The organism is Micromonospora sp. RTGN7, from assembly GCF_033804645.1.
GTDB lineage: Bacteria > Actinomycetota > Actinomycetes > Mycobacteriales > Micromonosporaceae > Micromonospora.
The window spans coordinates 126,185-150,630 of record NZ_JAPZLF010000014.1; the positions used below are offsets into that span (position 1 = coordinate 126,185).

The following is a 24,446-nucleotide window of genomic DNA, read 5'->3' on the forward strand; positions in this document are numbered from 1 at the left end:
GCGGGCCCGACCTCGTCGCCGTCGTGGCCGTCGCCGACGTGGCCCGGTCGGTCCCGGAGCACCCCGCGGGCGGCCTCGTCTTCAAGCTGCTCCGGCGGAGCCGTCGTCCGGTGGCCGCTCCCCACCGTCGGTGAGTCCGTCGAGGAGGCGGGTGAGGGCGCCGTTGGCGACGGTGGCACCGAGGGCCGAGCCGGCGGCGATACCCCAGCCGACCGGCCCGAGCGGGGTGCAGCCGAAGAACTGGCTGACCCCCGGGGTCTGCACCACGAAGACCAGTGCCCCGACCGACGCTGCCGTCGAGGCCAGCACGGTCGGGCTGGTCCCGCCGGCCAGCACGGTCTGCCCGAGTTGGGTGCCGACCAGCGAGGCGAGCGCGACCGTCCCGGCCCGGCGTTCCCGCCCGGTGTACCGGGCGAGCGTCCAACCCACCGTCGCGCCCAGCGTGGTGGACGCCGCCCGCAACGCGATCTCCCGGGTGAGCGTCTCGCCGAGCGAGCTGTCCGGGCCCTCCCGCAGGAGCTGTGCGGCGCTGTCGGAGGCGGGCGGCCGGACCGCGATGGCCAGCGCCGGGGCCAGGTCGGTGAGCAGGTTGACCAGGAGCAGTTGCCGTCCGTTGAGCGCCGAGCGGCCCGTGCTGGCCGCGCTGAGCACGCTGAACGCGATCTCCCCGAGGTTGCCGCCGACCAGGATGCTCAGCGCGTGTCGGACGGACGACCACATGGCCCGCCCCTCGACCAGGGTGGCGATGATCGTCTCCAGCCGGTCGTCGGTCACCACCAGGTCGGCGGCGGCGCGGGCGGCCGGGGTGCCCCGCTGGCCGAGGGCGATGCCGACGTCGGCGAGCCGGATCGCCGGCGCGTCGTTGGCGCCGTCGCCGGTCATCGCGACGGTCCGCCCGCACGCCTGCAACGCCTGGATGATCCGGACCTTGTGCGCCGGGGTGCAGCGGGCCACCACGTCGGTGCGGGCGAGCCGCTCGGCGAGCGCGTCGTCGTCGAGCCGGTCCAGCTCGGTGGCGGTGACCACCCGCTGGTCGCCGTGGTCAGGGCTGATGGTCGCGGCGATCGCCTTGGCTGTCGCCGGGTGATCCCCAGTGATCATGATGGTGTGCACCCCGGCCTGCCGGATGCGCCGCACGGCGGGCGCGGCGGACTCGCGTACGCCGTCGGCGAGCGCCAGGAGACCGACGAAGACCAGGCCGTTCACCTCCTCGTCGGTCACCGCCTCTCGGGTGACCGGCCGCTCGGCGACGGCCAGGATGCGGTGCCCGGCCCCGGCCCGGTCGGCGAGCATCCGGTGCAGCTCGTCCCGGCCGGCGTCGTCCAGCGGTCGGTCGTGCCCGTCACCCGCGCGCCGGGCGGTGCACCGGGGCACCACGGTCTCCGGTGCACCCTTGATGCTGAGCAGCAGGCCGCCCCCGGTCGCCCCGACGGTGGCGTGATAGCCCCGGGACGGCTCGAACGGCAGCCCGCCCACCGCCCGCCAGCCGTCCACGCCGATTCGTTCGTCGACCCCGGCGACCCCGGCGCCCTGCCGGACCGCCCGGTCGGTCTGCTGCGGCAGCTCGTCAGGGTCGCCGGTCGGGGTGGCCCGAAGCGCGGCGGCCAGGGTCAGCCGCAGCGGGTCGTCCAGCCGGTCCGGCGGGGCGTACCGGGTGCCGCTGCCGTCGCCGACACCGGCCAACAACAACCGGCCCTCGGTGAGGGTGCCGGTCTTGTCGAAGCAGAGCACGTCGACGCGGCCCAGCGCCTCGATGGTGCGCGGGTTGCGGACCAGCGCGCCGTGCTCGGCCAGTCGCCGGGCCGCGGCGAGTTGGGCGGCACTGACCAGGAACGGCAGGCCCTCCGGCACCGACGCCACCGCCAGGTTCGCGGCGGTCGCCGCCGTCTCCGCCAGGGGTACGCCACGCAGCAGCCCCGCCCCGGCCACCGCCACCGCCGACCCGGCGGCCAGCGGGATCGCCAGTTCGGTCAACCGGCCGAGCCGGGCCTCCACCCCGTTGGACGGTGGTGACTGTCGGGCCAGCGCCAGGCTCCGCCCCGCCTCGGTGCCCGCGCCGGTGGCCACCACGACGGCGGTGCCGTGTCCGGTGGCGATCGTGGTGCCCTCGTACAACATGGAACGCCGGTCCGCGACGGGGTCGGCGACCACCGGGTCGGCGGTCTTCCCCACCGGCAGTGACTCGCCGGTCAGTGACGACTCGTCCGTCTCCAGCCCGTCCGTCGCCAGCACCCGGCAGTCCGCCGGCACGGCGTCCCCGGGGCCGAGCACGATCACGTCCCCCGGTACCAGGTCCTCGGCGGCCACCACCCGTTCCTCGCCGTCGCGTCGGGCCCGGGCGGTGACCGCCGAGCGGGACAGCAGCTCGGCCAACGACCGCTCCGTGTTGCGCTGGTGCACCGCTCCGACGAGGGCGGACCCGCCGACCACCCCGCCGACGAGGGCCGCGTCGATCAGCGAACCGAAGCTCGCGGAGAGCACGGCACCGGCGGCCAGCACCGGCGTGAGCGGGTTGGCCAGCTCGTCGACGAACGCCCGGAGCAGCCCGGACGGGCCCGGCGTGTCCCCCGTCTCCCCGCTGTGGCGGCGCTGCGCCTCGGCGGAGCTGAGGCCGTCGGCGTCGGTGTCGAGCCGGCGGAGCACCGCGTCGGCCGGCATCAGGTGCCACGCGGTCATGGGCGGGGTCGGGGAGTCGGCGCGGTCCGGCAGCCGCCCCGCCCGCCACACTCCGTGCAGGAAGGCCAGGACGCCGGCCCCGTTTGTGGCCATCAGCGACCGGCGCGGCAACTGGCGGGGGTCGGCGGTCAATGCGCCGAGCGCGCCCAGGCCGGTGCCGGCCATCGACAGCCGGATGTTCTGTGCGGTCATCCGGCGGGCGACCCCCGCCGCCTCGATGATCAGTGCGGGGATCCGCATGTCGGTGCCGACCAGCAGGTGCGCGCCCCAGGGCGGCAGGTCCTCCGGGCCGGCCAGCCCCAGCCCGCAGTCAGAGGCACCGAGCGCCGCCCGGTCGGCGGAGAGCAGCATCACCATCGCGCCGTCACGTTGCAGCCCGCGTACCGTCTCGGCGATTCCGGTGCCGCCGGGTAGCACGGCGTCGGCGAAGTCGTACCGGCCGTCGTCGTCGCCGGCCACCACCAGGCGCAGGCCGGCCCGCCGGGCGGCGCTCGGCAGCGCGTCCACGCCGGGCGCGGGTTCCGGTGCCACCCGGAGCAGGGCGACCAAACGGTCCTCCTCGGCGAGGCCGAGCAGGGCATTGCCGTCTGCGCGCAGCCGTCGGCTGTCGTCGGTGTCGCCCGGGTCGGTGGCGTCGATCTCGTCCAAGGGGCCGAGTCGCCACCCGTCCGCCCGCTGCAGCTGATTCGGGGCCGCCGGGTCGAACAGGGCGAAGGCGTGGGTCGCCACCGCCGCGGTGTCCGCCCCGGGCAGCGGGGCCAGGTCGGCCAACGCACCCCGGCCCGAGCCGAGCACCGCCGCGTCCAGCACCACCGTGTCGATCCGGTCCAGTTCCCGCAACACGCTGCGGTCCATCGCGATGACGCCGCGCTGGGCGAGCATCCGGCCGAGCTGGGCTCCGTACCCCTCGCGGCCACTGCCCGGGGCCTTGGGCAGGCTGGAGAGTCCGAGCGCCGCGGCCCGTTTCGGGCCGACCACCGGCGCTGCCGCCGCGCCGGCAGCCGCGCCCGCGGCCAGCATCCGGGTGGTGAACCGCTCGACGGGGCCGTCCGGCTTCGGGTTCGGGCGCTCGGCCGTGGGTGCCCGGGCGACGGCCCGGTCCGGGTTGCCGGTGAGCCGGGGCTCCGCCTTCGCCCAGGCCGCGAGCTGGGCGTGTGCCTCGCTCCACTGCACGACCCGCTGGGCGCCGTCCAGCATGATCGGTATCCAGCCCCCACTCAGGCCCTGCACGACCGCCTCGGCCAGCGGGAAGAGCACATCGGCGCGGGGGTCGGCGCGCACCCGCTGGCTGACCAGGGCGTGCAGCTTCGGGTGCAGGTCGATGGCGGCGAGGAGTCCGGCCACCTCGGCCGGGACCCGGGTGAACGGCAGGATCCGGGTGGCCGTCAGGATGCTCAGGCCAAGCGCGTCCGAGGCGAGCGCGCCGAGGGTGCGGGGCGTCCGCGGCCCCTCCTCCGGCGGGTGCGGGGGCGGGATCTCCGGGTCCGGTTCGTGGTCGCAGGTGTGCTCGCACCGGGCGATCGTGGCGATCAGTTCGCGCAGCTCCGGCTCCGGCTCCTCGACCGCCACCACCACCCGGCCGGAGGGTGCGTTGACGCGGGCCCAGACCACGCCGGGCATTCGCTCCAGCGCCCGCTCCACCTGACGGGCCAACATGTCGCCGCCGTCCTGGCAGACGCCGTGCACTTCGATGTGATGCCGCCCGGGACGGGACCAGACCCGCCGCCGGGTCAGGCCGGCCAGCCGGGCCAGCCGGGTCGCGGCGGTGCCGGCGGTACGCGTCGCCTCCCCGACCAGGTGTGGAACTGCCCGGGACGCGCCCCCGACGAGGTGGGGCACCACCACCGACGGCAGGAGGCGGCCGGCCACCCGACCCAACGGCGTCATCGAGGGGTACGGCCGGAGTGCCGCCGACCGGGCCGGCCGGTGCCGTCGTTGCCCCCGCCGTTCGCCATCTGGCCTCCCGCTCTCGGTCCCGGCGGGCTGGCTTCCCGCCCGGGCGGCCGTCATGCCCCCGGGGCCGGGGGAGTTTTCGCCGGCTTGACCTCAACCCGGGTTGAGGGCGGAGGCTGTGCCGCATGTCGCGCGAACTACTGAGGTCGGAGGCGAGCCGGGACCGGCCCCCGGGTCGACGTGACCGTCCTCTGGGCGGCACCGTGCCGGAGCCGGTCCGGGCATTCCGCGCGGTCGGCCGTCGGTGACCACCGAGGTCGCCTCCCCGGTCGTCGCGCAGCGGCTGTTCTCTCCGCGACTGCGGGCCATGACGGTGGGCGTGGTGGCCCTGATCTCGCTGCTCGCGTTCGAGTCGCTGGCCGTCGGCACCGCCATGCCCACGGTCGCCCGCATCCTCGACGGCCTGCCGCTGTACGGGCTGGCCTTCGGCGGCCCTTTCGCCTCCGGCGTGGTGGCGATGGTGGTGTCGGGGATCTGGTGCGACGCGCGGGGGCCCCGGGGGCCGGTGTGGCACGGGGTGGGCTGGTTCGTCGCCGGGCTTCTGCTCGCGGGCACGGCGTCCACGATGGGTGCGCTGGTGGTGGGGCGGGTGGTCCAGGGCTTCGGTTCCGGTCTACTCATGGTGGCGCTGTACGTGGTGGTGGGACGGGTGTACCCGGAGGAGCTGCACCGGCGGATCTTCGCCGCGTTCGCGGCGGCCTGGGTCGTACCGTCGCTGGTCGGGCCGGCCCTGGCCGGGCTGATCGTCGAGTACCTCGGCTGGCGCTGGGTCTTCCTGGCGGTGCCGGCGGTGGCGGTGCCGGCGATGTTGCTTCTCCAGCCGGGGCTGCGGACCATCGCTGCGTCGGCCGTCCGGCCGGCGGCGAATGCGCTGGCCCGGATCGGCTGGGCCTGCGGGGCGGGGGTGAGCGCCGCACTGCTGCACTACGGGGGGCAGCAGCGCGGCGCGCTCGCGGTCGGCCTGGTGGCGGCCGGAATCGTCGGTCTGCTGTGCTGCGCCCCGCGGCTGCTGCCGGCCGGCTTTTTGCGCGCCGGTCGGGGCCTGCCGACGGTGGTCGGGCTGCGCGGTCTCGCCTCTGCCGCCTTCGCCGGTGCGGAGGTGGTGATCCCGCTGATGCTCTCCCGAGAGCGGGGGCTGTCGGCGACCGGCGCGGGCCTGGTGCTGACCGTCGGGGCGCTCTCCTGGTCGGCCGGGTCCTGGTTGCAGGGGCGACTGCCCGCCCCGGGCGCAGCCCCGGGAGGCCGAGCGCGCGGGATCCGGCTGCCCGTCCCCGGTTCCCCGGCCACCCTCGTCCGCGCCGGTCTGGCCTGCATCGCCGTCGGGACCGCGACGGTGGCGCTCGCGGTGTGGCCGCAGGTGCCGCTGCCGGTCGGCGTGCTCGGCTGGGCCGTCGCCGGGCTCGGGATGGGGCTGCTCTACCCGTCGCTGTCGGTGCTCACCCTGGAACTCTCGGCCCCGGGCGAGCAGGGGCGCAACAGTTCCTCGCTGCAACTGGGCGATTCGCTCTTTGCGGCGACCGTGCTGGCGCTGACCGGCGCGGTGCTCGCCGTCGGCCCGGCCCCGGGCCTCGGCAGCTATGCCGTGACCCTGGTGCTGGCCGCCGGCCTGGCCACGCTGGGGGTCCTCCTCGCCGGCCGGGTGATTCCGGCTGCCCGCTCCCGGCCGGCCGGCTGAGGCCCGCGCCGGCCGCCGATACAGACGCGGACCGGGCCGGCTGCCCGGCCGACACGGATGGGGGAACCGGCGGGAGATGAGAACTTCGCTCGTCATACGTCCGCCTACCGTGACGCCATGCTGGTTCTCGTCGTTACCGTGCTCCTCTACGTCTGCGGGTTCGTCTTCCTCTACGGCGTGATCCGGCTCGCCGTCCGGCACGCCTTCGAGGACCTGGAAGCCCGCCGCCCCGGCCTGCTGCGTGTCCAGGAGATCACCGCCGCGCAGGACCGGTCCTTTGTCCGGGAGAACCCGTTCGTCGCCAACGGCTGACCTGCGGCCCGGTTCCCCCGGCACGGGAAAGTCCTGTGGCGTCGGGCCGGTCGCGCGGTGGGTGGTCCGGCGAGCGGCTGGCCTGCGGGGGTGCGAGGATCGCACCCGTGATGGGAACGCTGAAGACCGAGCCCGCCCGAGCCCGTCCGGACCTGCTGGCCCCGCCGGTGGCCGCGGCGATCGGGCAGTGGTCCGCCGACGCGCCGGTGGACGTTGGCGACGTGCTGGTCGCGCCGATCGAGGCGGGCCTCGCGGACACCGCGGCGTTCTGCGCCGCGTACGAGGTGGGGCTCGACGTGTCGGCGAACTGTGTGGTGATCGCCGGTAAGCGCGCGGGTGTGCTCCGGTACGCGGCCTGCGTCGTGCTTGCCACGACCCGGGTCGACGTCAACGGCGTGGCCCGTCGGGCGTTGGACGTGCGCAAGGCGAGCTTCGCCCCGATGGCGGACGCGGTCGAGGCGACCGGCATGGAGTACGGCGGGATCACCCCGATCGGGCTGCCCGAGGATTGGCCCGTCCTGGTCGACGCGCGGGTGATCGCCACCCCGCACGTGATCGTCGGGTCGGGCGTCCGGCACAGCAAGATCGCCCTGCCTGGCCCGGCCCTCGGCGCCCTGCCCGGCGCCCTGGTGGTGGAAGGCCTGGCCAGGCCGGTCTAGAGCGTTATCGATATCGATGTTGTTGCACGTGAAACATTCCGGTCGTCGATGTCAGCCGGCGGTTGACTCGCGCTGTTCCACCTCGGCCAGGGCGGCCAGTAGAGTCTGCGGCTCCTGCGCCCCGGTGACGGCGTACTTCCCCGCCAGCACGAAGGTCGGGACGCTGGTCACCCCGAGGCTCCGGGCGGCGGCCAGCTCAGCGGTGACCTCTTGGACCCCCTCGTTCGAGGTGAGGAAGGCCAGCACGGCGGCCTCGTCGAGCCCCACGCCGGCGGCGGCCCGGGCCAGCGCCGGACGCGAACCAATGTCCACGCCGTCGGTGAAGTGGGCTCGATAGAGGGCGTCCACGGTCTCGGCGGCGAGGCCTCGCGGGGTGGCGTACCCGACGAGCCGGTGCGCGTCGAAGGTGTTGGCGGTGACCGCCCGGTCGAAGTCCAGCCGTAGTCCCAGGTCCGCCGCGACCTGGGTCACCTGGGCGGTCATCTGCTCGACGCGTTCCCGGCTGCCGAACTTCGCGGCGAGTGCCTCCACGAGCGGCTGCGGGGCCGGCACCGGCGACGGGTCGAGCTGGAACGGCCGGTACCGGATCGTCACCTGGCCGTCGTGTGACTCCATGGCCTGCTCCAGGCGGCGCTTGCCGATGTAGCACCAGGGGCAGACCACGTCGGCGTAGATTTCGATCTCCATGACCGGGGACAACCCCGCGATCAGCCTGGCTGTTCCCGGAGGGGGCGCGGAAGCGGGCCGGGCCCGACTGTCACCCGAGATGAGCCGACGCCGGTCAGCCTGCCTGCTCGCGGACCTGGCGCTTCATCCGGGCCAGGATCGCTGTGCCGCCCCGGATCCGTAGCGGGCTGATCACCTGGGCGAGCCCCATCCGCTGGTAGAGGTCGTCCGGCACGGTGAGCACCTCCTCGACGCTCGCCCCGGCCAGGCCCTGGGCGAGGATGCCGGCGAAGGCCCGGGTCGTCGGTGCCTCCGGCGGACAGTCGAACCAGGTAATCACCGTCCGATCCGGGGCCACCTGGGCGCGCAGGAAGAACGACGTCTGGCACTCGGGAACCTGCTCCATGCCCTCCCGGCCGGCCAGTTCCTCCGGCAGCGGGGGGATGACGTCGGCGTACTCGAGCAGCATCTCCAGCACCACGTCGCGCGGCGCGTCGGCGAACTCGTCGACGATTTCGGCCAGTTTGGTCGGCATCTCGGGCATCCCGTCAGGTTACCGCCGTCGCGAGAGGCCCCCTCATCCGGCGGAGGCGCGCTGGGAAGGGGGCCTTCCGGTCTAGACGGTCGGGGATTGCTCGCTGATGTCGCTGAGGGCGGAGTGGGGATCGAGCTGCATGGCCAGGTCGCCGAGGGAGACGATGCCGACGAGCTTGCGATCGCTGTCACAGACGAGGATGCGGCGGATGCCGCGCTCGCGCATCAGCGAGGCCGCCTCCCCGGCGGTCGAGTGCTGCTCGATCATCACCACCTCACGGGTGATGATCGAGCCGATGGTGGTGGAGGCCGGATCGCTGCGCTCGGCCACCGCCCGGACCACGATGTCGCGGTCGGTCAGCATGCCGGCGAGGCTGGCCCCGTCGGTGACCACCACGTCGCCGATGTCCGCCTCCTTCATCACCCTGGCCGCCTCGTCCAAAGTGGTGTCCGCGGAGAGGTAGACAACTTGCTTGGTCATCACGTCGCTGACCCGGTAACCGGTCATGAGAGCCTCCGAATGTGTACCTGTGTCGATTTCGTAACCGGTACCCTGTGAGGCGGTCGCTACACCCTCTCTGCCGGTTGTCGCCACCGTGCCGCCTCTTCCCGGGCGCGCAGCACCTCGTCCCGCAGCCGGTCGACCACCCCATCCACCGGCAGTTCCACCCGCTCGCCGGTGGCCCGATGGCGCAGCTCGACGTACCCGTCGGCGAGGCGGCGGCCGACCACGACGGCGCGTGGGATGCCGATCAGCTCCGCGTCGGTGAACTTCACCCCGGCCGAGACGTGCGTGCGGTCGTCGACCAGCACCCGCAGGCCGGCGGCGGCGAGCCGCCCGCCGAGGTCGAGCGCCGCGTCGAGCTGCGGCCCCTTTCCCGCCGCCACCAGGTGTACGTCGCACGGCGCGACCGCCGCCGGCCAGACCAGCCCACAGTCGTCGTGGTGCTGCTCGGCGATCGCGGCGACTGCCCGGGACACCCCGATGCCGTAGCAGCCCATCGTGGGCCGGACCGGCTTGCCGGCCGGGCCGAGCACGTCGACGGCGAACACGTCGGTGTACCGGCGGCCGAGCTGGAAGATGTGCCCGATCTCGACGCCCCGCCGGATGGTGAGAGTCCCGGCGTCGCAGGCCGGGCAGGGGTCGCCCGGGCGCACCTCGGCCGCTTCGATCGTGCCGTCCGGGGTGAAGTCCCGGCCGCGGACCACGTGGGTGGCGTGCCGGCCCGGCTCGTTCGCCCCGGTCAGCCAGGCGGTCCCGGCGACCACCCGGGGGTCGACGAGGTGCCGGATGCCCAGCTTGGCCAAGATCTGCGGGCCGAGGTAACCGCGGACCAGCTCAGGGTGGTCGGCCCAGCCGTCGAAGACCGCCACAGTGGCTGGGGCGAGCGCCGCCGCCACCCGCTTCAGGTCCACCTCACGGTCACCGGGCAGGCCGATCACCAGCAGCTCGGCCTCGTCCGCGCTCGGCCGGCGGACGGTCAGCACGATGTTCTTCAGGGTGTCGGCGGCCGTCCAGTCGGCGCGACCGGCGAGCCGGCGGGCGTTGGCCAGCTCGACCAGGGAGGCGATGGTCGGGGTCTCCGGGGTGTCGTGCACGGCCGACGCCGGGTGCGCCGACGGGTCGCCGGCGGCCGGGGCCCGGGTCACGACCGCCTCGGTGTTGGCGGCGTGTTCGCAGGCGGTGCAGCCGACGAAGGTGTCCTCGCCGACTTCCGTGGCGGCCAGGAACTCCTCCGACGCCGACCCGCCCATCGCCCCGGACGTCGCGTGCACCACCGTGTGGTCGAGCCCGAGCTGGTCGAAGATCCGCTGGTACGCCCGCCGGTGCCGGTCGTACGCCGCCCGGAGGCCCGCGTCGTCCAGGTCGAACGAGTACGCGTCCTTCATCAGGAACTCGCGCCCGCGCAGCAGCCCGGCCCGGGGGCGGGCCTCGTCGCGGAACTTCGTCTGGATCTGGAACAGCGTCACCGGGAAGTCCCGGTACGAGGTGAACAGGTCCTTCACCAGCAGCGCGGCCAGCTCCTCGTGGGTCGGGGCGAGCAGGTGCTCGGCGCCCTTGCGGTCGGCCAGGGTGAAGATGTCGTCGCCGTACTCCGTCCACCGGCCGCTGGTGCGGTAGGGCTCGGCCGGCAGCAGCGCCGGGAAGTGCACCTCCTGGTCGCCGATCGCGGTCATCTCCTGCCGGACGATCTCGGTCACCCGGTCCAGCACCAGCTTGCCCAGCGGCAGCCAGGTGTAGCCGCCCGGCGCGGCGCGGCGGATGTAGCCGGCGCGCAGCAGGAGCCGATGGCTCGGGACCTCCGCGTCCGCCGGGTCCTCGCGCAGGGTCCGGAGCAGCAGGGTCGACATGCGCAGCAACATCAGCGCAGCGTACGACCGGTGAAACGGCTTGGCGATCCAATTCGGCTCGGCCGCCGGCTGATTCTCCCAGGGGCGAATTGCGAGGCCAGAGCTCAGCGGGTCTGAAGGTCGGGCTCGATCGCCGCGAGCAGCTCGTGGAAGGTCGACGAGGGGTTGTCGTCCGGGAACGGGGTCTGGTTGTCGGCGTGGCGCCTGCCGAGGGCCGTGGCCCGTCGTGCCGCGTCTCTCCGCATCTCCACATAACGGGTGCCGTCGATACGCTTGCCGGATCTCCCATCGAGAATGCGGCTCTGCCGCTCCGCCTCGTTGGTGGTCAGAAAGGCGTTCTGCGCCCTGAAGTGGAGGATGAGCCACAGCTCGAAGCAGGGATTGGAGATGGCGAGTCGGATGCCCTGCGTGGTCGCGAGCCGGACGGCCTCATCGAGGCGTGGATGGTTCTGCGGCCATTCGACGTCGAACACGCACCAACACTCGTCTACCTCGTCGTCCTCGCGGCGGTCCACCGCCCGCCGGACGAGTGTGACCGGCGTCCCCTGCTTGGGATCGATCTCGATCCTGATCGCGGTGTTGTCACGCACCCCCGGCAGGCTCTTCAGCGCGTTGATGTAGTCGGGCTCCGACGCCTCACCCTCGCAGAACACGACGATCGTCTTGCGTTCCGGTCTCCTGGCGACCGGCCTGCGAAGATCCTTGGCCCGGGTTCTTTTCGGTGACATCGGTCAGCCGATCAGGCCGAGTGCGCGGAGCACGTCAGTGCGGTCTACATCGGGCAGTGCACCGAACCTGCCGTGTAAGTACGCTTTCTCCAAGTTCTGTGACCGGCGCACCCGTTCACCGGCGAACTCCGCGAGAGCGCCGAGGCGGGTGGAACCGTCTTCACCCTTCTCGGTGAGCCACACCTCGTCGCGGTTGAGATGGTTGAGCAGGCTCGTGTCGTGGGAGCTGAAGACCAGTTGGGCGCCCGACGGATTAGTGACGGGGTCGCAGAACAGGCGGATCACCTCGGCGGAAAGCGTCGGATGGAGGCTTGCGTCCAACTCGTCGAACAACAGGAGGGAGCCGGCCTTCAGCGCGCTCAGGACGGGACCGATGAGCTGGAACCACGTGCGGGTGCCTTCTGATTCCGCCGACAGGTCGAACGGGACCCGTTCCTGGGCGGTGCGGTGTACCAGTCGGATCCGTCGCTGCTTGCGCATCCGGCCGGCCTCCAGGTCGGTGCTCGGAAAGGCCGCCTCGTGCTCGTCGATCACCACGTCGTCGATGCCGAGGTCCGCCATCCTCAGCAGGGCGAGCGCCTGGGCGCGGTCAGCCTCGAATTCCTCCCGTGGATCGGTGAATCCGGGCAACACCGGGTGGTCCCAGCCGTGCGGTTCCTCGAACCAGCGCCGGGTCGCACCCGCTCCGGGCGCGGAGGGGCGGTGGTTGAGACGTTGCCCGAACGTTTGCATGGACAGCATAAATCCCGCGAAATCGGACACGAGGGGCTCGCCGAACCGGCGGGCGATCGAGAGCACCAGGGCTCGATCGGTCAACAACTCGCGGGTGCCGGAGAGCCTGCCGAGACCGCGCTGAAGCGTCAGGTTCGTCCCTTCGCGTTCGAACACCCTCCGTCGCTTCTTCTCCGGGTAGTGGAACAGCGCCTCGTAGCGCACCGCCTGCTGGTCCACCTCTACCGCGTACTCGAAACGAACCCCGCGGATGACAGCCTCCAAGGTGAACTCGGAGGCGCGGTTCCGGCCATCGGTGAAGGCGAAGGGCTCGACCGGAATTCCGTCGTCCCAGAACCGGAGCGAATCCGCCACGGCGTTCCGCAGCCAGGTGATCGCCGCGAGGACGTTGGACTTGCCGGATGCGTTGGGCCCGAAGACCGCGGCGACGGAGAGCAGGCTCTCGTTGATGTTGGGTACATGGCGTGCCTCGACCCGATCCCTGTCGATCGCGACCATCGTCAGCTCGACGGGGTCGAGGATCGATCGGAAGTTCGCTGCCTCGAAGCGGATCAGCATCGTCGTCCTCTCGCATCTGCCGCGAGCATAGGTCGTTTCTCGTCAAAAATCCACGAAAATGACCTTGTGCCGACGCGCTGGGTGTTGGTGGTCGACCCGCCGACGGGCCACCGGTGATCCGGGCCTGGGAGCTTGGACACGTCCGCCCCGGTCCGGTACGCCGGGCCCCGACGGCGGTGCCAGACTGATCGTCGTTGGGCGATCGAAGGAGTGCGGGAGGGCGCGGTGCGCTGGCGTAGTTTCGTGGCGGTGGGGGACAGCTTCACCGAGGGGATGGACGACGCGTACCCGGACGGCGGCTACCGGGGCTGGGCGGACCTGGTGGCCACCCGACTGGCCGCCGAGGCCGGGCCCGACTTCCGGTACGCGAACCTGGCCGTCCGGGGCCGGCTCTTTCCCCACGTCGTGGCCGAGCAGGTGCCGGCCGCGCTGGAGATGAAACCGGATCTGATCAGCTTCGCGGCCGGCGGCAACGACGTGCTACGCCGGACCTTCGACCCCGGCGCCCTCGCGGAGCGCTTCGACGACGTGGTGGGGCGGCTGCGCTCCGGCGGTGCCGACCTGGTGCTGTTCCGATTCGCCGACGTGATGGCCCGGCTGCCGGGGCAGCGCCTCGTCGCACCCCGGGTCCAACTGCTCAACCGGGCCGTCGGTGATACCGCCCAGCGGCACGGCGCGATCCTGGTCGACCTGTACGCCGACGACACCTTCCTCAACCCGATGCTCTGGAGCACCGACCGGCTGCACCTGTCGGCGGCCGGGCACCGGCGGGTCGCCGGGCAGGTGCTGACCGCGCTCGGGGTGGGCTGCGAGGAGGACTGGTTGCTGGTCCCGCCGCGCCCCACGCCGACGCCCTGGTTGGCCGCCCGCGCCGCTGACCTGCGCTGGGCCGGCCGGCACCTGGCCCCCTGGGTCAAGCGCCGGCTGACCGGGCGGTCGTCCGGGGACACCGTCACCGCGAAGCGTCCCCGGCTCGGCCCGATGGCCGACTGATGCTCACCCTGCACACCGCACCGCTGTCGCGCAGCTCCCCGGACGCCTCGCCGGTCGGGCAGTGGGCGGTCGCCGTCGCCGGCGACCGGATCGCCGCGCTCGGGCCGCTGGCCGAGCTGGTCGGGGCGTACCCGGGGGCTCGGGTGCGGCGGTGGCCCGGCACGCTCGGGCCGGGCCTGCTGCACGACGGGCCGCTGCCGACGGCCGACACGCCCCGCGAGCGGGTGCACGTGCTGTTCCGGGGCGGGGTGACCGCCGTGCTGGCCGGGCACGTCGCCGACCCGGCCCTGCGGGCCGCCGCCGAACGGAGTGGCCTGCTGGTGCTCCCGGTGGCCCGGCCGCCGGAGCTGGTGGTCGGTGGTAGGGCCGATCTGGCGGTCCTCGACGCCGACGGGGCCTGTCTGGCCACCGTGGCCGGCGGCCGGATCGTGCACCGCCGAGCCTGATCTCCGATGCCGGTTCCGGGCCCGGGGAACCGGCGTACCTTGGGGCTCATGCCTGTGCCGAGTGATCCGAACTCCCGCCTCCAGTCGTACGCCGACCCGCAGCGGCTGGTCACCACCGAGTGGCTGGCCGAGCACCTGGGCGATGAGGGGCTGGTGGTGGTCGAGTCCGACGAGGATGTGTTGCTCTACAACACCGGGCACATCCCCGGTGCCGTCAAGGTCGACTGGCACACCGAGCTGAACGACCAGGTCACCCGGGACTACCTGGACGCCGAGAGCTTCGCCGAGCTCTGCGCAGCGAAGGGCATCGGCCGCGACGACACCGTGGTCTTCTACGGCGACAACTTCAACTGGTGGGCCGCGTACGCGCTCTGGGTCTTCTCGCTCTTCGGCCACGCCGACGTGCGGCTGCTCGACGGCGGCCGGCAGAAGTGGCTCGCCGAGGGGCGGGAGCTGACCCGGGAGAAGGTCGCCCGGCCCCGGGCGGAGTACCCGGTGCCGCGGCGCGACGACGCGCCGCTGCGGGCCTACCGGGAGCAGGTGATGGCCCACGTCGCCGCCGGCCGGCCGCTGGTCGACGTGCGTTCGCCGGGCGAGTACACCGGCGAGATGCTGCACATGCCGGACTACCCGCAGGAGGGCGCGCTGCGCGGTGGGCACATCCCCGGCGCGGTGAACAAGCCGTGGAAGTCCGCCGCGAACGACGACGGCACGTTCAGGTCCGCCGACGAACTGCGCGTCATCTACGCCGACCAGCTCGGGCTGCGCCCGTCTGACGACGTGGTGGCGTACTGCCGGATCGGGGAGCGGTCCAGCCACACCTGGTTCGTGCTGCGGCACCTGCTCGGCTACCCGCAGGTGCGCAACTACGACGGCTCGTGGACCGAGTGGGGCAACCTGGTCCGGGCACCCGTCGTGCGGGGCGACCAGCCGGGCGGCCTCGCCGACTGACCGCCCCGGCTCAGCCGAGGGCCCTGCGACCTGAGAGGTGGGCGATGCTGCCCGGAGCTACGGATGTGCTGGTTGTCGGCGCGGGGCCGGTCGGCCTGGCCACGGCGGTCACGCTTGCCCGCAGGGGCGTCGGAGTGACCCTGGTCGACGGGGCGCAACGCTCCCCGCTCACCTCCCGGGCGGCGGTCGTGCACGCGTACACGCTGGAGGTGCTGGACCGGATCGACGCGGCGGCGCCGCTGGTGGCGCGCGGGGTGCGGGCGGCGCGGTTCACCGTCCGGGACCGGGACCGCATGCTGCTCAGCGCCCGGTTCGACGCCCTACCCACCCGTTTCCCGTACGCGCTGATGGTGCCCCAGTCGGTCACCGAGACGGTGCTCGCCGACCGGCTCGCGGCGCTCGGCGGCGAGGCCCGGCGCCCGTACCGGCTCACCGGCCTGACCCGCGAGGACGCCGGCGCGACCGCCACCTTCGCCGACGGCGCGACGGTCCGAGCCCGGTACGTGGTGGGCGCCGACGGCATGCACAGCGACGTGCGCCGGCTGGTCGGCATCGGCTTTTCCGGCCCGGACGACGGGGCGGAGTCGTTCACCCTGGCCGACGTTCGGGTCGACGGTTCGCTGCCCCGCGACGAGGTGGTGCTCTTCTTCGCCCGGGAGGGTCTGCTGGTCTGGGCCCCGCTCCCCGACGGTTCGGTCCGGATCGTGGCCGCCGTGGCGGACGCCCCCGAGCACCCCGACGCGGCGTACCTGCAGCGGCTGCTCGACACCCGCGGCCCGGCGGGCGACCCCGGCCGTGTCACGGAGGTGCTCTGGGGCTCCCGGTTCCGGGTGCACCACCGGGTGGCTGAGCGGTTCCGCGACGGGCCGGTGCTGCTCGCCGGGGACGCCGCCCACGTGCACAGCCCCGCCGGAGGCCAGGGCATGAACCTCGGCCTGCGGGACGCGGTGGCGCTCGGCGAGGCGCTCGCCGACGTGCTCGACGGCGGCCCCGACCGGCTGCTCGACCGGTACGCCGAGCAGCGCCGACCGGTTGCCGAGGAGGTGGTCGGCCTCGCCGCCCGGATGACCCGGATCGCCACCGTCCCACCCGCCGCGCGACCGCTGCGCAACGCCCTGCTCCGGACGGTCTTCGCCGTCCCGGCCGCCCGCCGTGGTCTCGCCCTGCGCCTCAGCGGCCTCGCCCAGCGGCCGGGCGGCGAGGCCACGCCTGCGGCCTAGCGGCCCGCGTTCGACCCGGTCGGTGGCCACATTCCGGGCGTGCGGGGGCAGCCGGACGTCGGTGATCACCGGTACGGTGAGCCCCGGCACCGGACCGGGGAGTATCAGGCGTGGACCGTACCTTCCAGGTCGACCTCCGAGGCGTGGTCGATCTGCTCAGTCATCATCTCTACGGCAGCCCACGGGTCTACATCCGTGAGCTCATGCAGAACGCGGTGGACGCGATCACCGCGCGCCGGGCCACCGAGCCGGACGCCCCGGCGCTGGTCCGGATCGTCCCGCCCGAGCTGACCGGCGACGGCACGCTACGGGTGCACGACACCGGCATCGGCCTCACCGAGGCGCAGGTGCACGAGCTGCTGGCCACCATCGGCCGCAGCTCCAAGCGGGACGAGCTGGGCTTCTCCCGGCACGAGTTCCTCGGCCAGTTCGGTATCGGCCTGCTCTCCTGTTTCATGGTCGCCGACGAGATCCGGGTGGTCACCCGGCACGCCGACCAGCCGACCGTGTTCTGGACCGGGCACGCCGACGGCCGGTACGCCGTCGAGATCGCCCCCGTGGGGCAGCAGCGCCCGGAGCCCGGGACGACCGTGACGTTGGTGCCGCGCCGCGACGCCGACCAGTGGTTCGTCACCGCCACCGTCACCGACCTGGCCCGCCTCTACGGCTCGCTACTGCCGGTCACCGTCCGGGTTGGCGACATCGTCACCACCGCCGGGGACCCGCCCTGGCCGACCGCGCCGGGCCTGCCCGCCGACCGCCCGGCCCTGCTCCGGTACGCCCGGCGGCTCCTCGGCGTCGACCCGTTCGACGTGGTGCCGCTGTCGGTCCCGGAGGCCGGGCTGACCGGGGTCGCGTTCATCCTGCCCACCCCGGTGAACCCCGCCGCCCGCGCCGGCCACCGGGTGTACCTCAAGCGGATGCTGCTCGCCGAGCACGCCGACGGGCTGCTCCCCGACTGGGCGTTCTTCGCCCGCTGCGTGGTGGACGCCGGTGAGCTGCGCCCCACCGCCAGCCGCGAGGCGCTCTACGAGGACGCCCTGCTCACCGCCACCCGGGACGCCCTGGGTGAGCAGGTGCGCGGCTGGCTGGTCCGGCTGGCCCGGCACGACCCGCGCCGGCTCGGCGAGTTCCTCCAGGTGCACCACCTCGGGGTCAAGGCGCTCGCCCTACACGACGACGAGATGCTCCGGCTGGTCGACCAGTGGTGGCCGATGGAGACCAACGTCGGCACCCTCACCCTGGCCGAGTTCCGGCAGCGGCACCACGTGCTTCGGTACGCCGCAGGCCTGGACGAGTTCCGCCAGCTCGCCGCCGTCGCCGCCGCGCAGGACCTGGCCGTGGTCAACGCCGGTTACACGTACGACGCCGAGCTGATCGAGCGGCTGCCGACGGTGGACCGGTCGGTGCTCATCGAGCGGCTGGACCCCAGCGACCTGACCACCCGCTTCGAGGCCGTCGACCCGCGGGTCGAGTTGGCCCTGCGGCCGTTCCTCGCGGCGGCGCAGCGGGCCCTGGAGCGGCTCGGCTGCGAGGTGGTCGTCCGGGCGTACGACCCGGTGTCGCTGCCGGCGCTCTACCTGGTCAGCCGGTCGGCGGCGTTCAACGACCAGCTCGCCGCGACCCGGGACAAGACCGACGAGCTGTGGGGCGGGGTGCTCGACGCGCTCGCCGCCTCCGCCCCGCCGGACCGCCCGCAGCTGGTGCTCAACCACCGCAACCCGCTGGTTCGCCGGGTCACCACCCTCGATGACCCGGAGCTGGTGCGGCTCGCCGTCGAGGCGCTGTACGGGCAGGCCCTGCTACTCGGGCACCATCCCATCCGCGCGGCCGACGCCGCGCTGCTGAACAGTTCCTTCCTCGGCCTGCTCGGCCGGGCCGTACCGGGACGGGAGTGAGGGCACGATGAGCGAGGACGACCTGTGGCGGATGCTGCACGAGACCACCGGCATGCCGTACGGGGCCGGGCGGACGGCCGCACTGGAGCAGCTGCTGCGCCGGGCCGACGCCGGCGACGACCGGCGCCTGGCGTTCGCCGTGCGGATGGAGGCCACCGGCGCGTACGTCTCCGGCGGTGAGCCGGTCAAGTCCTTCGTCACCTTCTCCTGGTGCCTGGCCGAGTTCGACCGGGACCCGCAGCCCTACCACCAGGGCTACACCCACGAACTCCTGTGGCACTTCAAGTACATGGTCAACGCCATGTTGAAGTTCCCCGAGCTGCCGCTGGACCGCACCTACGCGGTGCTCGACGACATGGAACGCCGCTACTACGAGGCCGGGCACAGCCTCCAGGCCGTCTACAAGCACCGGTACCTGGTCGCCGGCCACGTGGGCGACGCCGAGGCCGCCGAGCGGTGGCACCGGGAGTGGCAGACCGCCCCGCGCGACGAGCTCTCCGACTGTGCCGGCTGCGACCCCACCACGCAGGTCGCGTATCTCGCCGAGGTGGGCCGGCACGACGAGGCGGTGGTGCTGGCCGAGCCGGTCCTCGACGGCCGACTGACCTGCATCGAGCAGCCGCAGACGATCCTCACCGCACTGCTCGTGCCGTACCTGCGCACCGGCCGGCGCGACGAGGCCCGGAACGCGCACCGGGAGGCGTACCGGCGGTTGCGGGGCAACCTGGCCGACCTGTGGGACATTGCCGACCACGTCGAGTTCTGCACCCTGACCGGCAACGAGGCCCGGGCGGTGGAGATCGTCGAGCGGCACCTGGACTGGCTGGACCGGGCGCCCACCCCGGCCGCCGCGATGCACTTCGCGGCCTCGGCCGCCGCCGCGTTGCGGCACGCCGCCGGTGCCGGCGACGTCTCCCTGCACCGGCGGGCGGCCGGTGACCGGCCGGCGGGCGAGGTGTCGGCCGCCGCGCTCGCCGCCGAGTTGACCGCCACGGCGACGGGGCTGGCCGCCCGGTTCGACACCCGCAACGGCACCGCGCACCAGTCGGAGTGGATCGTCCGCCGGCTGGCCGCCGAGCCCGCCGGGGAGCACCTCCCGCTCTCGGCCAGCCTGCGCCGCCGCCCGGCCGGCCAGGCCGAGGCGGCCCGGTCCCCGCAGCCGGCGACACCCCCGGAAGAGGAGGTGACCGTCCCGGCCGACGCCACCGCCGAGGAACTGCTCGACCTGGCCGACGAGCGCCTGCGCACCCACCGTCGGGCGGGTTTCGTGGCGGCGCTGGCCGCCTACGACGAGCGGTTCGCCGAGGCCGAACCGTCGCCGTCGGCGGCGGCCCGCCGGTGGGAACTGCGCGCGGGCGAGCTGAGCGACACCGACGGACCGGCGGCGCGGGACGCGAACCGGGCGGCGCTGGCCGCGTACCAGGAGCTGGGCGACCCGCTCCGGGCCCAGGCGGTCGCCGGTCGACTCGGGGTGCTGCTCTGCCTGATGGGGGAGACCGAGGAGGGGCTGGCGCTGGTCCGGGAGGCCGCCGACTTCCTCGCCGGGCACGGCGACGCCCGGCAGCGGGCTGCGGCCCACGATCGGCTCGGGCTGGCGTTGGCGCACCTGGGACGCTGGGAGGAGGCCCTCGCCGCCGCCGACCGGGCCCTCGACGAGGCGCACGATGATCCGTGGCTGGCCGCCCGGGCTGCGCTGCACCGGGCGCACATCCTGGAGGAGCTGGAGCGGCCGGAGGAGTTCCGGGCTGCGGCCGGCGAGGCCCGCCGGCTCGCCCGGGAGGTGGGCGTCGGCGAGCTGGTCACCGCCGCCGCACTGGCATACGCCCGAGCGGCGGAGGACCCGGCCGATCAGGTGGCCGCCTGCGACGAGGCGCTGCGGACCGCACCGCCGGAGGCCCGGCTCCCGGTGCGGGTGTTCCGTGGTCGGGCGCTGCTCTCCGCGAACCGGGCGGCCGAGGCGGCGGAGAACTTCGCCGAGGCGGTCACCCTCTGCGTGGAGCAGGGCGCCGAGGACGACGCCTTCCTGCGCTGGGAGCTGGCGACCGCGTACCGGGCCGCCGGGCGGCCGGCGGAGGCGGCCGAGGTCGCCGAGGAGGCGGTGCTCGGGCTGGACCGGCTCGGGGCGCAGGCGGAGGCCGACGGGTGCCGCCACCTGCTGGCCGGGATCTATGTCGACCTGGGTGAGCTGGAGCCGGCGTTGGCCCTGCTGGATCAACTGGCCCACAACCTGGACGGGCCGGACAACCTGCCGTACCGGGCGCAGGTGCTGGAGGAGGCCGGTGCCCTGCTCTACGACGCCGACCGGGACGCGCTGGCCGCGCAGCGGTTCGCCGAGGCGACGACGGCGTACCGGCTGGGTGGGGCGCCGCTCGACGAGCTACGCGCCCGCCGCCGGGAGGCGGAAGCGCTCTTCTGGTCGGGTGACGTGCCGGCGGCGCTCCACGCGGTCGAGGTCTGCGACGGGCTGGCCGCCGCGCTGACCGGGCAGCCGGAGGAGCCTCCGGCGGTGACGTACGAGGTGGCGATGGTCGCCGAGGCCGCGGCCCTGGTGCTGGCCGCCGCGACCCGAACGGACGAGGCGTTGGACCGGCTGGCCGGGGTGCCGGCCCGGCTCCGGGGAATCGAGGCGTTCGGGGAGGCGGCCCGGGTGGAGCTGCTCACCGGCGAGACGCTGGCCGGCGCCGGCCGCCCCGGCGAGGCCGAGCCGCTGCTGCGCGAGGTGCTGGGTGGGCTGCCCCCGGATTCCCGGTCGGCCTCCCGGGCCGCCTGGCTGCTGGCCGGGACCCTCGATGAGCTGGGCCGCCCGGACGACGCGGCGGCGATTCGCGCGGAGCACGGGCTGAACGACGACGGGAACGACTGACCGGGGCCGGGCGTCGGCGTTCCGGCCCCGTCACCTCCCCGTCCCCGGCTGCGGCCCTGGCGGTGCGCGGCCCCGGGCCCGGCCCGGCGGCGGCGAACCGCTGGTAACCGAGGCAACACGCCGCGACGGGCCGGGTCTAGGCTTGTCCGGTGACGGTGGGACAGCAGGCACGGGGAGCGGCGGGCGGCGCGGTGGGTGCGGGTCGACGGCGGTCCCGGCGGGACGAGATCCTGGAGATCGCGGTCGGGCTCTTCGCCACGCGGGGTTACCACGGCGTCTCGATGGACGACATCGGTGCCGCGGCGGGTGTCACCGGCCCGGCCCTCTACCACCACTTCGCCGGCAAGGAGGCGATGCTGGCCGCCGCGCTGATCCCGGTCAGCGAGGGGCTGCTCGACGGCGGGCGGGAACGCGTTACCGGCCGCCCGGAGGACCCGCGCGGCACGCTGGAGTCGCTGATCGACTTCCACGTCGAGTTCGCGCTGGCCAACCCGGCGGTGATCGCCCTGCACCTGCACGAGCTGGACCGACTGCCGGACGAGCCGCGGCGGCGGATCCGCCGGCTCCAGCGGCTGTACGTCGAGGAGTGGGTGACCGTGCTCACCGCGCTGCACCCGGGCCTGCCCGCCAGCGAGGCACGGGTGTTGGCGCACGCCGCGTTCGGCCTGATGAACTCGACCCCGTTCCTCGGCGGTGAGGTGGACCGGCGGCGCCGGGCCGCCCTGCTGCGCGCCGCCACGCTGGCCGCCCTGCTGGCCGAGACGAACGTCTGAGCCCCACTACAAGCGGGCCCCGGGGCCGCCTCCCAGGGGGGTGAGGCGACAGGCCCGGGGCGGTCAGTGGCGGTCGGTGCCGCGTGGCCGGCGGGTCGGGGAGAGCCAGCCGAGGAACCGGGCGTGCATGGTGGTTCTGGCGGGGCGGCCGCCGAGCCGGTACATGTCGTCCATGGCGTCGTGCATCATGGCGGCCAGGTAGAACGCGAGTGCGAGGGTGTGGCCGTGGAACTCGGTGGGCAGGTCGAGCTGCGCCGCTGGGCAGGGCCATTGGGCTGCGCAGACCCGGCAGAGCCAGGCGGGCCGCATCGGTAGGTGTGGGCGGGGCATCAGCGCACCGGGGTGGGGTTCGTGCCCCGGGCCGGGGTGGCTTGCCGCAGGGGCATGGCGAGGCGGTGCAGCCCCTCGCGGAGCACGAACAGTTCGCGTTTGGCGACGGCGTCGCCCGCGGCGTTCAGCTCGTACGCCTCGATCCACGTCCAGCCGTGGTAGGTGTGCTGGTTCTTCACCTCGCGGATGACCCGCACGGTGATCGGCGTGACGAACTGTGGGCCGGCGGCGCGGGTCAGGCGCAGCACGTCGCCGGGGTGGATCGGTCGGGCGGTCACTGGGGGCTCCCGGGGCCCCGTACCCGTAGTGCGACCGCTCGCGCCTCGTCGTCGGTGAGCGGGAGGAACCACAGAAAGCGCTGCACGATCTCCGGGGGCGTCGGGCCACCCGACCGGCCGCGAAGGTCACGGATGGCCGGGCCGAGCATTGCGGAGAAGTGGGGTAGCAGCGTGGCGCGGAGCGGCCGGTCGAGCGGGAGCGCGGTCCACACGGGGCAGGGAAATGGCTCGCCGCAGCGCTGACAGTCCCAGCCCGGCCCGTGGGAGAAGTGTTCCGCCAGGGCCGGCGTGCGGGTGCGCCCCGTGGTGGGCAGACATGGGTAGCGGTACCTCACCGTCGGCCCCCGTTCCCGCGCATCGCTTGCGCCGGGGTCAGCGACTCGCCGGCCATCTCCCACCCGAACCGGGGCGTCGCGTCGTTACGCGGCCCCCGGTACGGCGGGATCATCGGGCCGATCAGCGGCGGGTCGTACGGGACCGGGTCCCGGGGCGGCGGGGCCGGCCTCGGCTCACGCTTCGGCCTTTCCTCGCCTGCGAGAACCGGAGGCACGGCGTGCCGGCCTCGGCGGTTGTTGGCGCGGTGACGTCCTTCTCGGTGCGGCACGGTGTTTCCCCTGTCCGTGGAGATTGGAGAGGGGGCCGCCCGCGCTTCGTGCGCAGGACCGGCCGGGCGGCCCCCTCGACGAACGCGGGCCGGGGCGCACTCCTTGCCAGCCAACCCACGCCGTCCTGGAAACAACCTGCCGCATAGTGACGGGACGCAGACACAGCGTTAGGGTAGGACTTCGGAGCGTTCGGGACGTCGATGCAGGAGGATGCAGTGAATCATGGGCTCATAGCGGCCATGGCCCAAGCTGGCGAAACCGCAGAGAGCCTCGCGGCTCAGGTGGGGGTGGACCCAAAAACCGCTCAGCGATGGGTAAGCCGGGGACGCATACCGAGACCGCAACGCCGCTCGCAGCTCGCAACGATTCTCGGACGGGACGTAGAGGACCTTTGGCCGGATGTCCTGAAGCGCCGTGAGCCGGTGTGGTTCCGGCCATGGGTGGAAATCGAGCGCGAGGCCGTCGCGCTGCGCGGGTTTCAACTCGCGTGGGTGCCGGGTCTCCTTCAGACCGAGGCGTACGCGCGGGCGACGGTCGAGGGCGAGGGCCTGTCACCATCCGAGATTGATGAGTTGGCGGCGACGCGGCTCGCTCGTCAGGCGATCCTGCGACGGCACGGTGGCCCGCTGTACGTCGCCGTGATCGACGAGGGCGTCCTGCGCCGCGCCCGCCCCGGCGACCGCGCACTCATGGCGGCACAGGTGGAGTACCTGGTGGAGTGCGCGCAGCTCCCCTCGGTGCAGATTCACATCGTGCCGGCGTCCGCCGGGATGTACCCGGGCTTCGGCGGCCCCTTCACGCTCGCCGAGTTGCCTGACGCTGCGCGCGTGGCGTACGTCGACAGCCAGGCGCAGGCGCAGATTCTGGAGCAAGGGGCGGATCTTGTTACCCTGGAGCGACGGTGGGAACGCATCCGAGGTGAGGCCCTGTCTCGGTCGCAGTCCCTGGACCTCTTGAGGGAAGCGGCGGCAGCATGGACATGAGCGACGCGCAGTGGCGCAAGTCAACGAAGAGCGGCAACAACCAGGGCGACTGCGTCGAGGTTGCCGACAACCTGCCCGGCGTCGTCCTCGTCCGCGACACGAAGGACCGCGACGGCGGGACCCTCTCCTTCTCGCCAACCGCGTGGCGCGGCTTCGTCGGCCTGGCGAAGAGCATCGGCTGACCCCACTCGACCCGCTGTCCCTTCAAACCGCAGGCCCTCGGTATACGCCGGGGGTCTGTCTTGTTGCCGGACTGGAGTG

General features: G+C 73.7%; 22 protein-coding genes. 12 read left to right on the plus strand and 10 right to left on the minus strand.

What is annotated here, in order from left to right:
* Positions 1-81: 81 nt before the first annotated feature.
* A complete protein-coding gene (locus SNR22_RS21165; RefSeq protein WP_320068361.1) occupies positions 82-4,563 on the minus strand; it encodes an HAD-IC family P-type ATPase in 4,482 nt (1,493 codons plus the stop codon).
* Positions 4,564-4,873: 310 nt separating this feature from the next.
* On the opposite strand from SNR22_RS21165, the gene SNR22_RS21170 reads away from it, so the two are divergent.
* The 3 genes from SNR22_RS21170 (at position 4,874) to SNR22_RS21180 (ending at position 7,275) form a co-directional block, all read left to right on the plus strand.
* Positions 4,874-6,304 carry an MFS transporter gene (locus tag SNR22_RS21170; protein WP_320068362.1) on the plus strand — a complete coding sequence of 477 codons (1,431 nt, stop codon included), beginning with the start codon at positions 4,874-4,876 and terminating at the stop codon, positions 6,302-6,304.
* Positions 6,305-6,421: 117 nt separating this feature from the next.
* Positions 6,422-6,616: a hypothetical protein gene (locus tag SNR22_RS21175; RefSeq protein WP_320068363.1), complete on the plus strand. Its 195-nt coding sequence runs from the start codon at positions 6,422-6,424 to the stop codon at positions 6,614-6,616.
* A 110-nt stretch (positions 6,617-6,726) separates the two neighbouring features.
* Positions 6,727-7,275, plus strand: coding sequence for a YbaK/EbsC family protein (locus tag SNR22_RS21180; protein ID WP_320068364.1), 549 nt, complete (start codon positions 6,727-6,729; stop codon positions 7,273-7,275).
* 51 nt (positions 7,276-7,326) lie between these two features.
* Here SNR22_RS21180 and SNR22_RS21185 read toward each other — a convergent pair whose 3' ends face one another.
* From SNR22_RS21185 to SNR22_RS21210, 6 genes are all read right to left on the minus strand, one after another.
* Positions 7,327-7,962: a DsbA family oxidoreductase gene (locus SNR22_RS21185; protein WP_320068365.1), complete on the minus strand. Its 636-nt coding sequence runs from the start codon at positions 7,960-7,962 to the stop codon at positions 7,327-7,329.
* A gap of 94 nt (positions 7,963-8,056) precedes the next feature.
* Positions 8,057-8,485 carry a SufE family protein gene (locus SNR22_RS21190; RefSeq protein ID WP_320068366.1) on the minus strand — a complete coding sequence of 143 codons (429 nt, stop codon included), beginning with the start codon at positions 8,483-8,485 and terminating at the stop codon, positions 8,057-8,059.
* A gap of 72 nt (positions 8,486-8,557) precedes the next feature.
* Positions 8,558-8,983 (minus strand): CBS domain-containing protein, encoded by a 426-nt coding sequence (locus SNR22_RS21195; RefSeq protein ID WP_320068367.1) that lies wholly within the window; start codon positions 8,981-8,983, stop codon positions 8,558-8,560.
* A gap of 59 nt (positions 8,984-9,042) precedes the next feature.
* Positions 9,043-10,839, minus strand: coding sequence for a proline--tRNA ligase (locus tag SNR22_RS21200; RefSeq protein ID WP_320068368.1), 1,797 nt, complete (start codon positions 10,837-10,839; stop codon positions 9,043-9,045).
* A 92-nt stretch (positions 10,840-10,931) separates the two neighbouring features.
* Positions 10,932-11,480 (minus strand): RloB family protein, encoded by a 549-nt coding sequence (locus SNR22_RS21205; RefSeq protein WP_320068369.1) that lies wholly within the window; start codon positions 11,478-11,480, stop codon positions 10,932-10,934.
* Between the two features lie 78 nt (positions 11,481-11,558).
* The gene (locus SNR22_RS21210; RefSeq protein WP_320068370.1) at positions 11,559-12,845 is read right to left on the minus strand and encodes an AAA family ATPase; all 1,287 of its coding nucleotides are present in this window, start codon (positions 12,843-12,845) and stop codon (positions 11,559-11,561) included.
* A gap of 225 nt (positions 12,846-13,070) precedes the next feature.
* On the opposite strand from SNR22_RS21210, the gene SNR22_RS21215 reads away from it, so the two are divergent.
* The 7 genes from SNR22_RS21215 to SNR22_RS21245 all read left to right on the plus strand — a co-directional run bounded on the left by SNR22_RS21215 (position 13,071) and on the right by SNR22_RS21245 (position 21,989).
* Positions 13,071-13,838 carry an SGNH/GDSL hydrolase family protein gene (locus SNR22_RS21215; RefSeq protein WP_320068371.1) on the plus strand — a complete coding sequence of 256 codons (768 nt, stop codon included), beginning with the start codon at positions 13,071-13,073 and terminating at the stop codon, positions 13,836-13,838.
* The gene (locus SNR22_RS21220; protein WP_320068372.1) at positions 13,838-14,284 is read left to right on the plus strand and encodes an imidazolonepropionase-like domain-containing protein; all 447 of its coding nucleotides are present in this window, start codon (positions 13,838-13,840) and stop codon (positions 14,282-14,284) included. Before SNR22_RS21215 ends, SNR22_RS21220 begins: the two co-directional genes overlap by 1 nt.
* 48 nt (positions 14,285-14,332) lie before the next feature.
* Positions 14,333-15,235, plus strand: coding sequence for a sulfurtransferase (locus SNR22_RS21225; protein ID WP_320068373.1), 903 nt, complete (start codon positions 14,333-14,335; stop codon positions 15,233-15,235).
* Positions 15,236-15,279: 44 nt separating this feature from the next.
* Positions 15,280-16,455, plus strand: a complete 1,176-nt coding sequence (locus SNR22_RS21230) for an FAD-dependent monooxygenase (protein ID WP_320068374.1) — start codon at positions 15,280-15,282, stop codon at positions 16,453-16,455.
* Between the two features lie 110 nt (positions 16,456-16,565).
* Complete coding sequence (locus SNR22_RS21235; RefSeq protein ID WP_320068375.1) at positions 16,566-18,353, plus strand: HSP90 family protein; 1,788 nt, start codon at positions 16,566-16,568, stop codon at positions 18,351-18,353.
* Positions 18,354-18,360: 7 nt separating this feature from the next.
* Complete coding sequence (locus SNR22_RS21240) at positions 18,361-21,216, plus strand: hypothetical protein (RefSeq protein WP_320068376.1); 2,856 nt, start codon at positions 18,361-18,363, stop codon at positions 21,214-21,216.
* 191 nt (positions 21,217-21,407) lie between these two features.
* Positions 21,408-21,989 (plus strand): TetR/AcrR family transcriptional regulator, encoded by a 582-nt coding sequence (locus SNR22_RS21245; RefSeq protein ID WP_320068400.1) that lies wholly within the window; start codon positions 21,408-21,410, stop codon positions 21,987-21,989.
* A 63-nt stretch (positions 21,990-22,052) separates the two neighbouring features.
* On the opposite strand, the gene SNR22_RS21250 is transcribed toward SNR22_RS21245, so the two are convergent.
* The 3 genes from SNR22_RS21250 to SNR22_RS21260 are packed head-to-tail and all read right to left on the minus strand — an operon-like array spanning position 22,053 to position 22,809.
* The gene (locus SNR22_RS21250) at positions 22,053-22,319 is read right to left on the minus strand and encodes a hypothetical protein (protein WP_320068377.1); all 267 of its coding nucleotides are present in this window, start codon (positions 22,317-22,319) and stop codon (positions 22,053-22,055) included.
* Positions 22,319-22,597: a hypothetical protein gene (locus tag SNR22_RS21255; RefSeq protein ID WP_320068378.1), complete on the minus strand. Its 279-nt coding sequence runs from the start codon at positions 22,595-22,597 to the stop codon at positions 22,319-22,321. The genes SNR22_RS21250 and SNR22_RS21255 overlap by 1 nt, the downstream gene beginning before the upstream one ends.
* The gene (locus SNR22_RS21260) at positions 22,594-22,809 is read right to left on the minus strand and encodes a hypothetical protein (protein WP_320068379.1); all 216 of its coding nucleotides are present in this window, start codon (positions 22,807-22,809) and stop codon (positions 22,594-22,596) included. The genes SNR22_RS21255 and SNR22_RS21260 overlap by 4 nt, the downstream gene beginning before the upstream one ends.
* A gap of 608 nt (positions 22,810-23,417) precedes the next feature.
* On the opposite strand from SNR22_RS21260, the gene SNR22_RS21265 reads away from it, so the two are divergent.
* Together SNR22_RS21265 and SNR22_RS21270 are read left to right on the plus strand one after the other, a co-directional pair.
* Complete coding sequence (locus SNR22_RS21265) at positions 23,418-24,185, plus strand: helix-turn-helix transcriptional regulator (RefSeq protein WP_320068401.1); 768 nt, start codon at positions 23,418-23,420, stop codon at positions 24,183-24,185.
* Entirely contained in the window at positions 24,182-24,367 is a 186-nt protein-coding gene (locus tag SNR22_RS21270) for a DUF397 domain-containing protein (protein ID WP_320068380.1), read from the plus strand. The genes SNR22_RS21265 and SNR22_RS21270 overlap by 4 nt, the downstream gene beginning before the upstream one ends.
* The last annotated feature ends 79 nt before the right edge of the window (positions 24,368-24,446 follow it).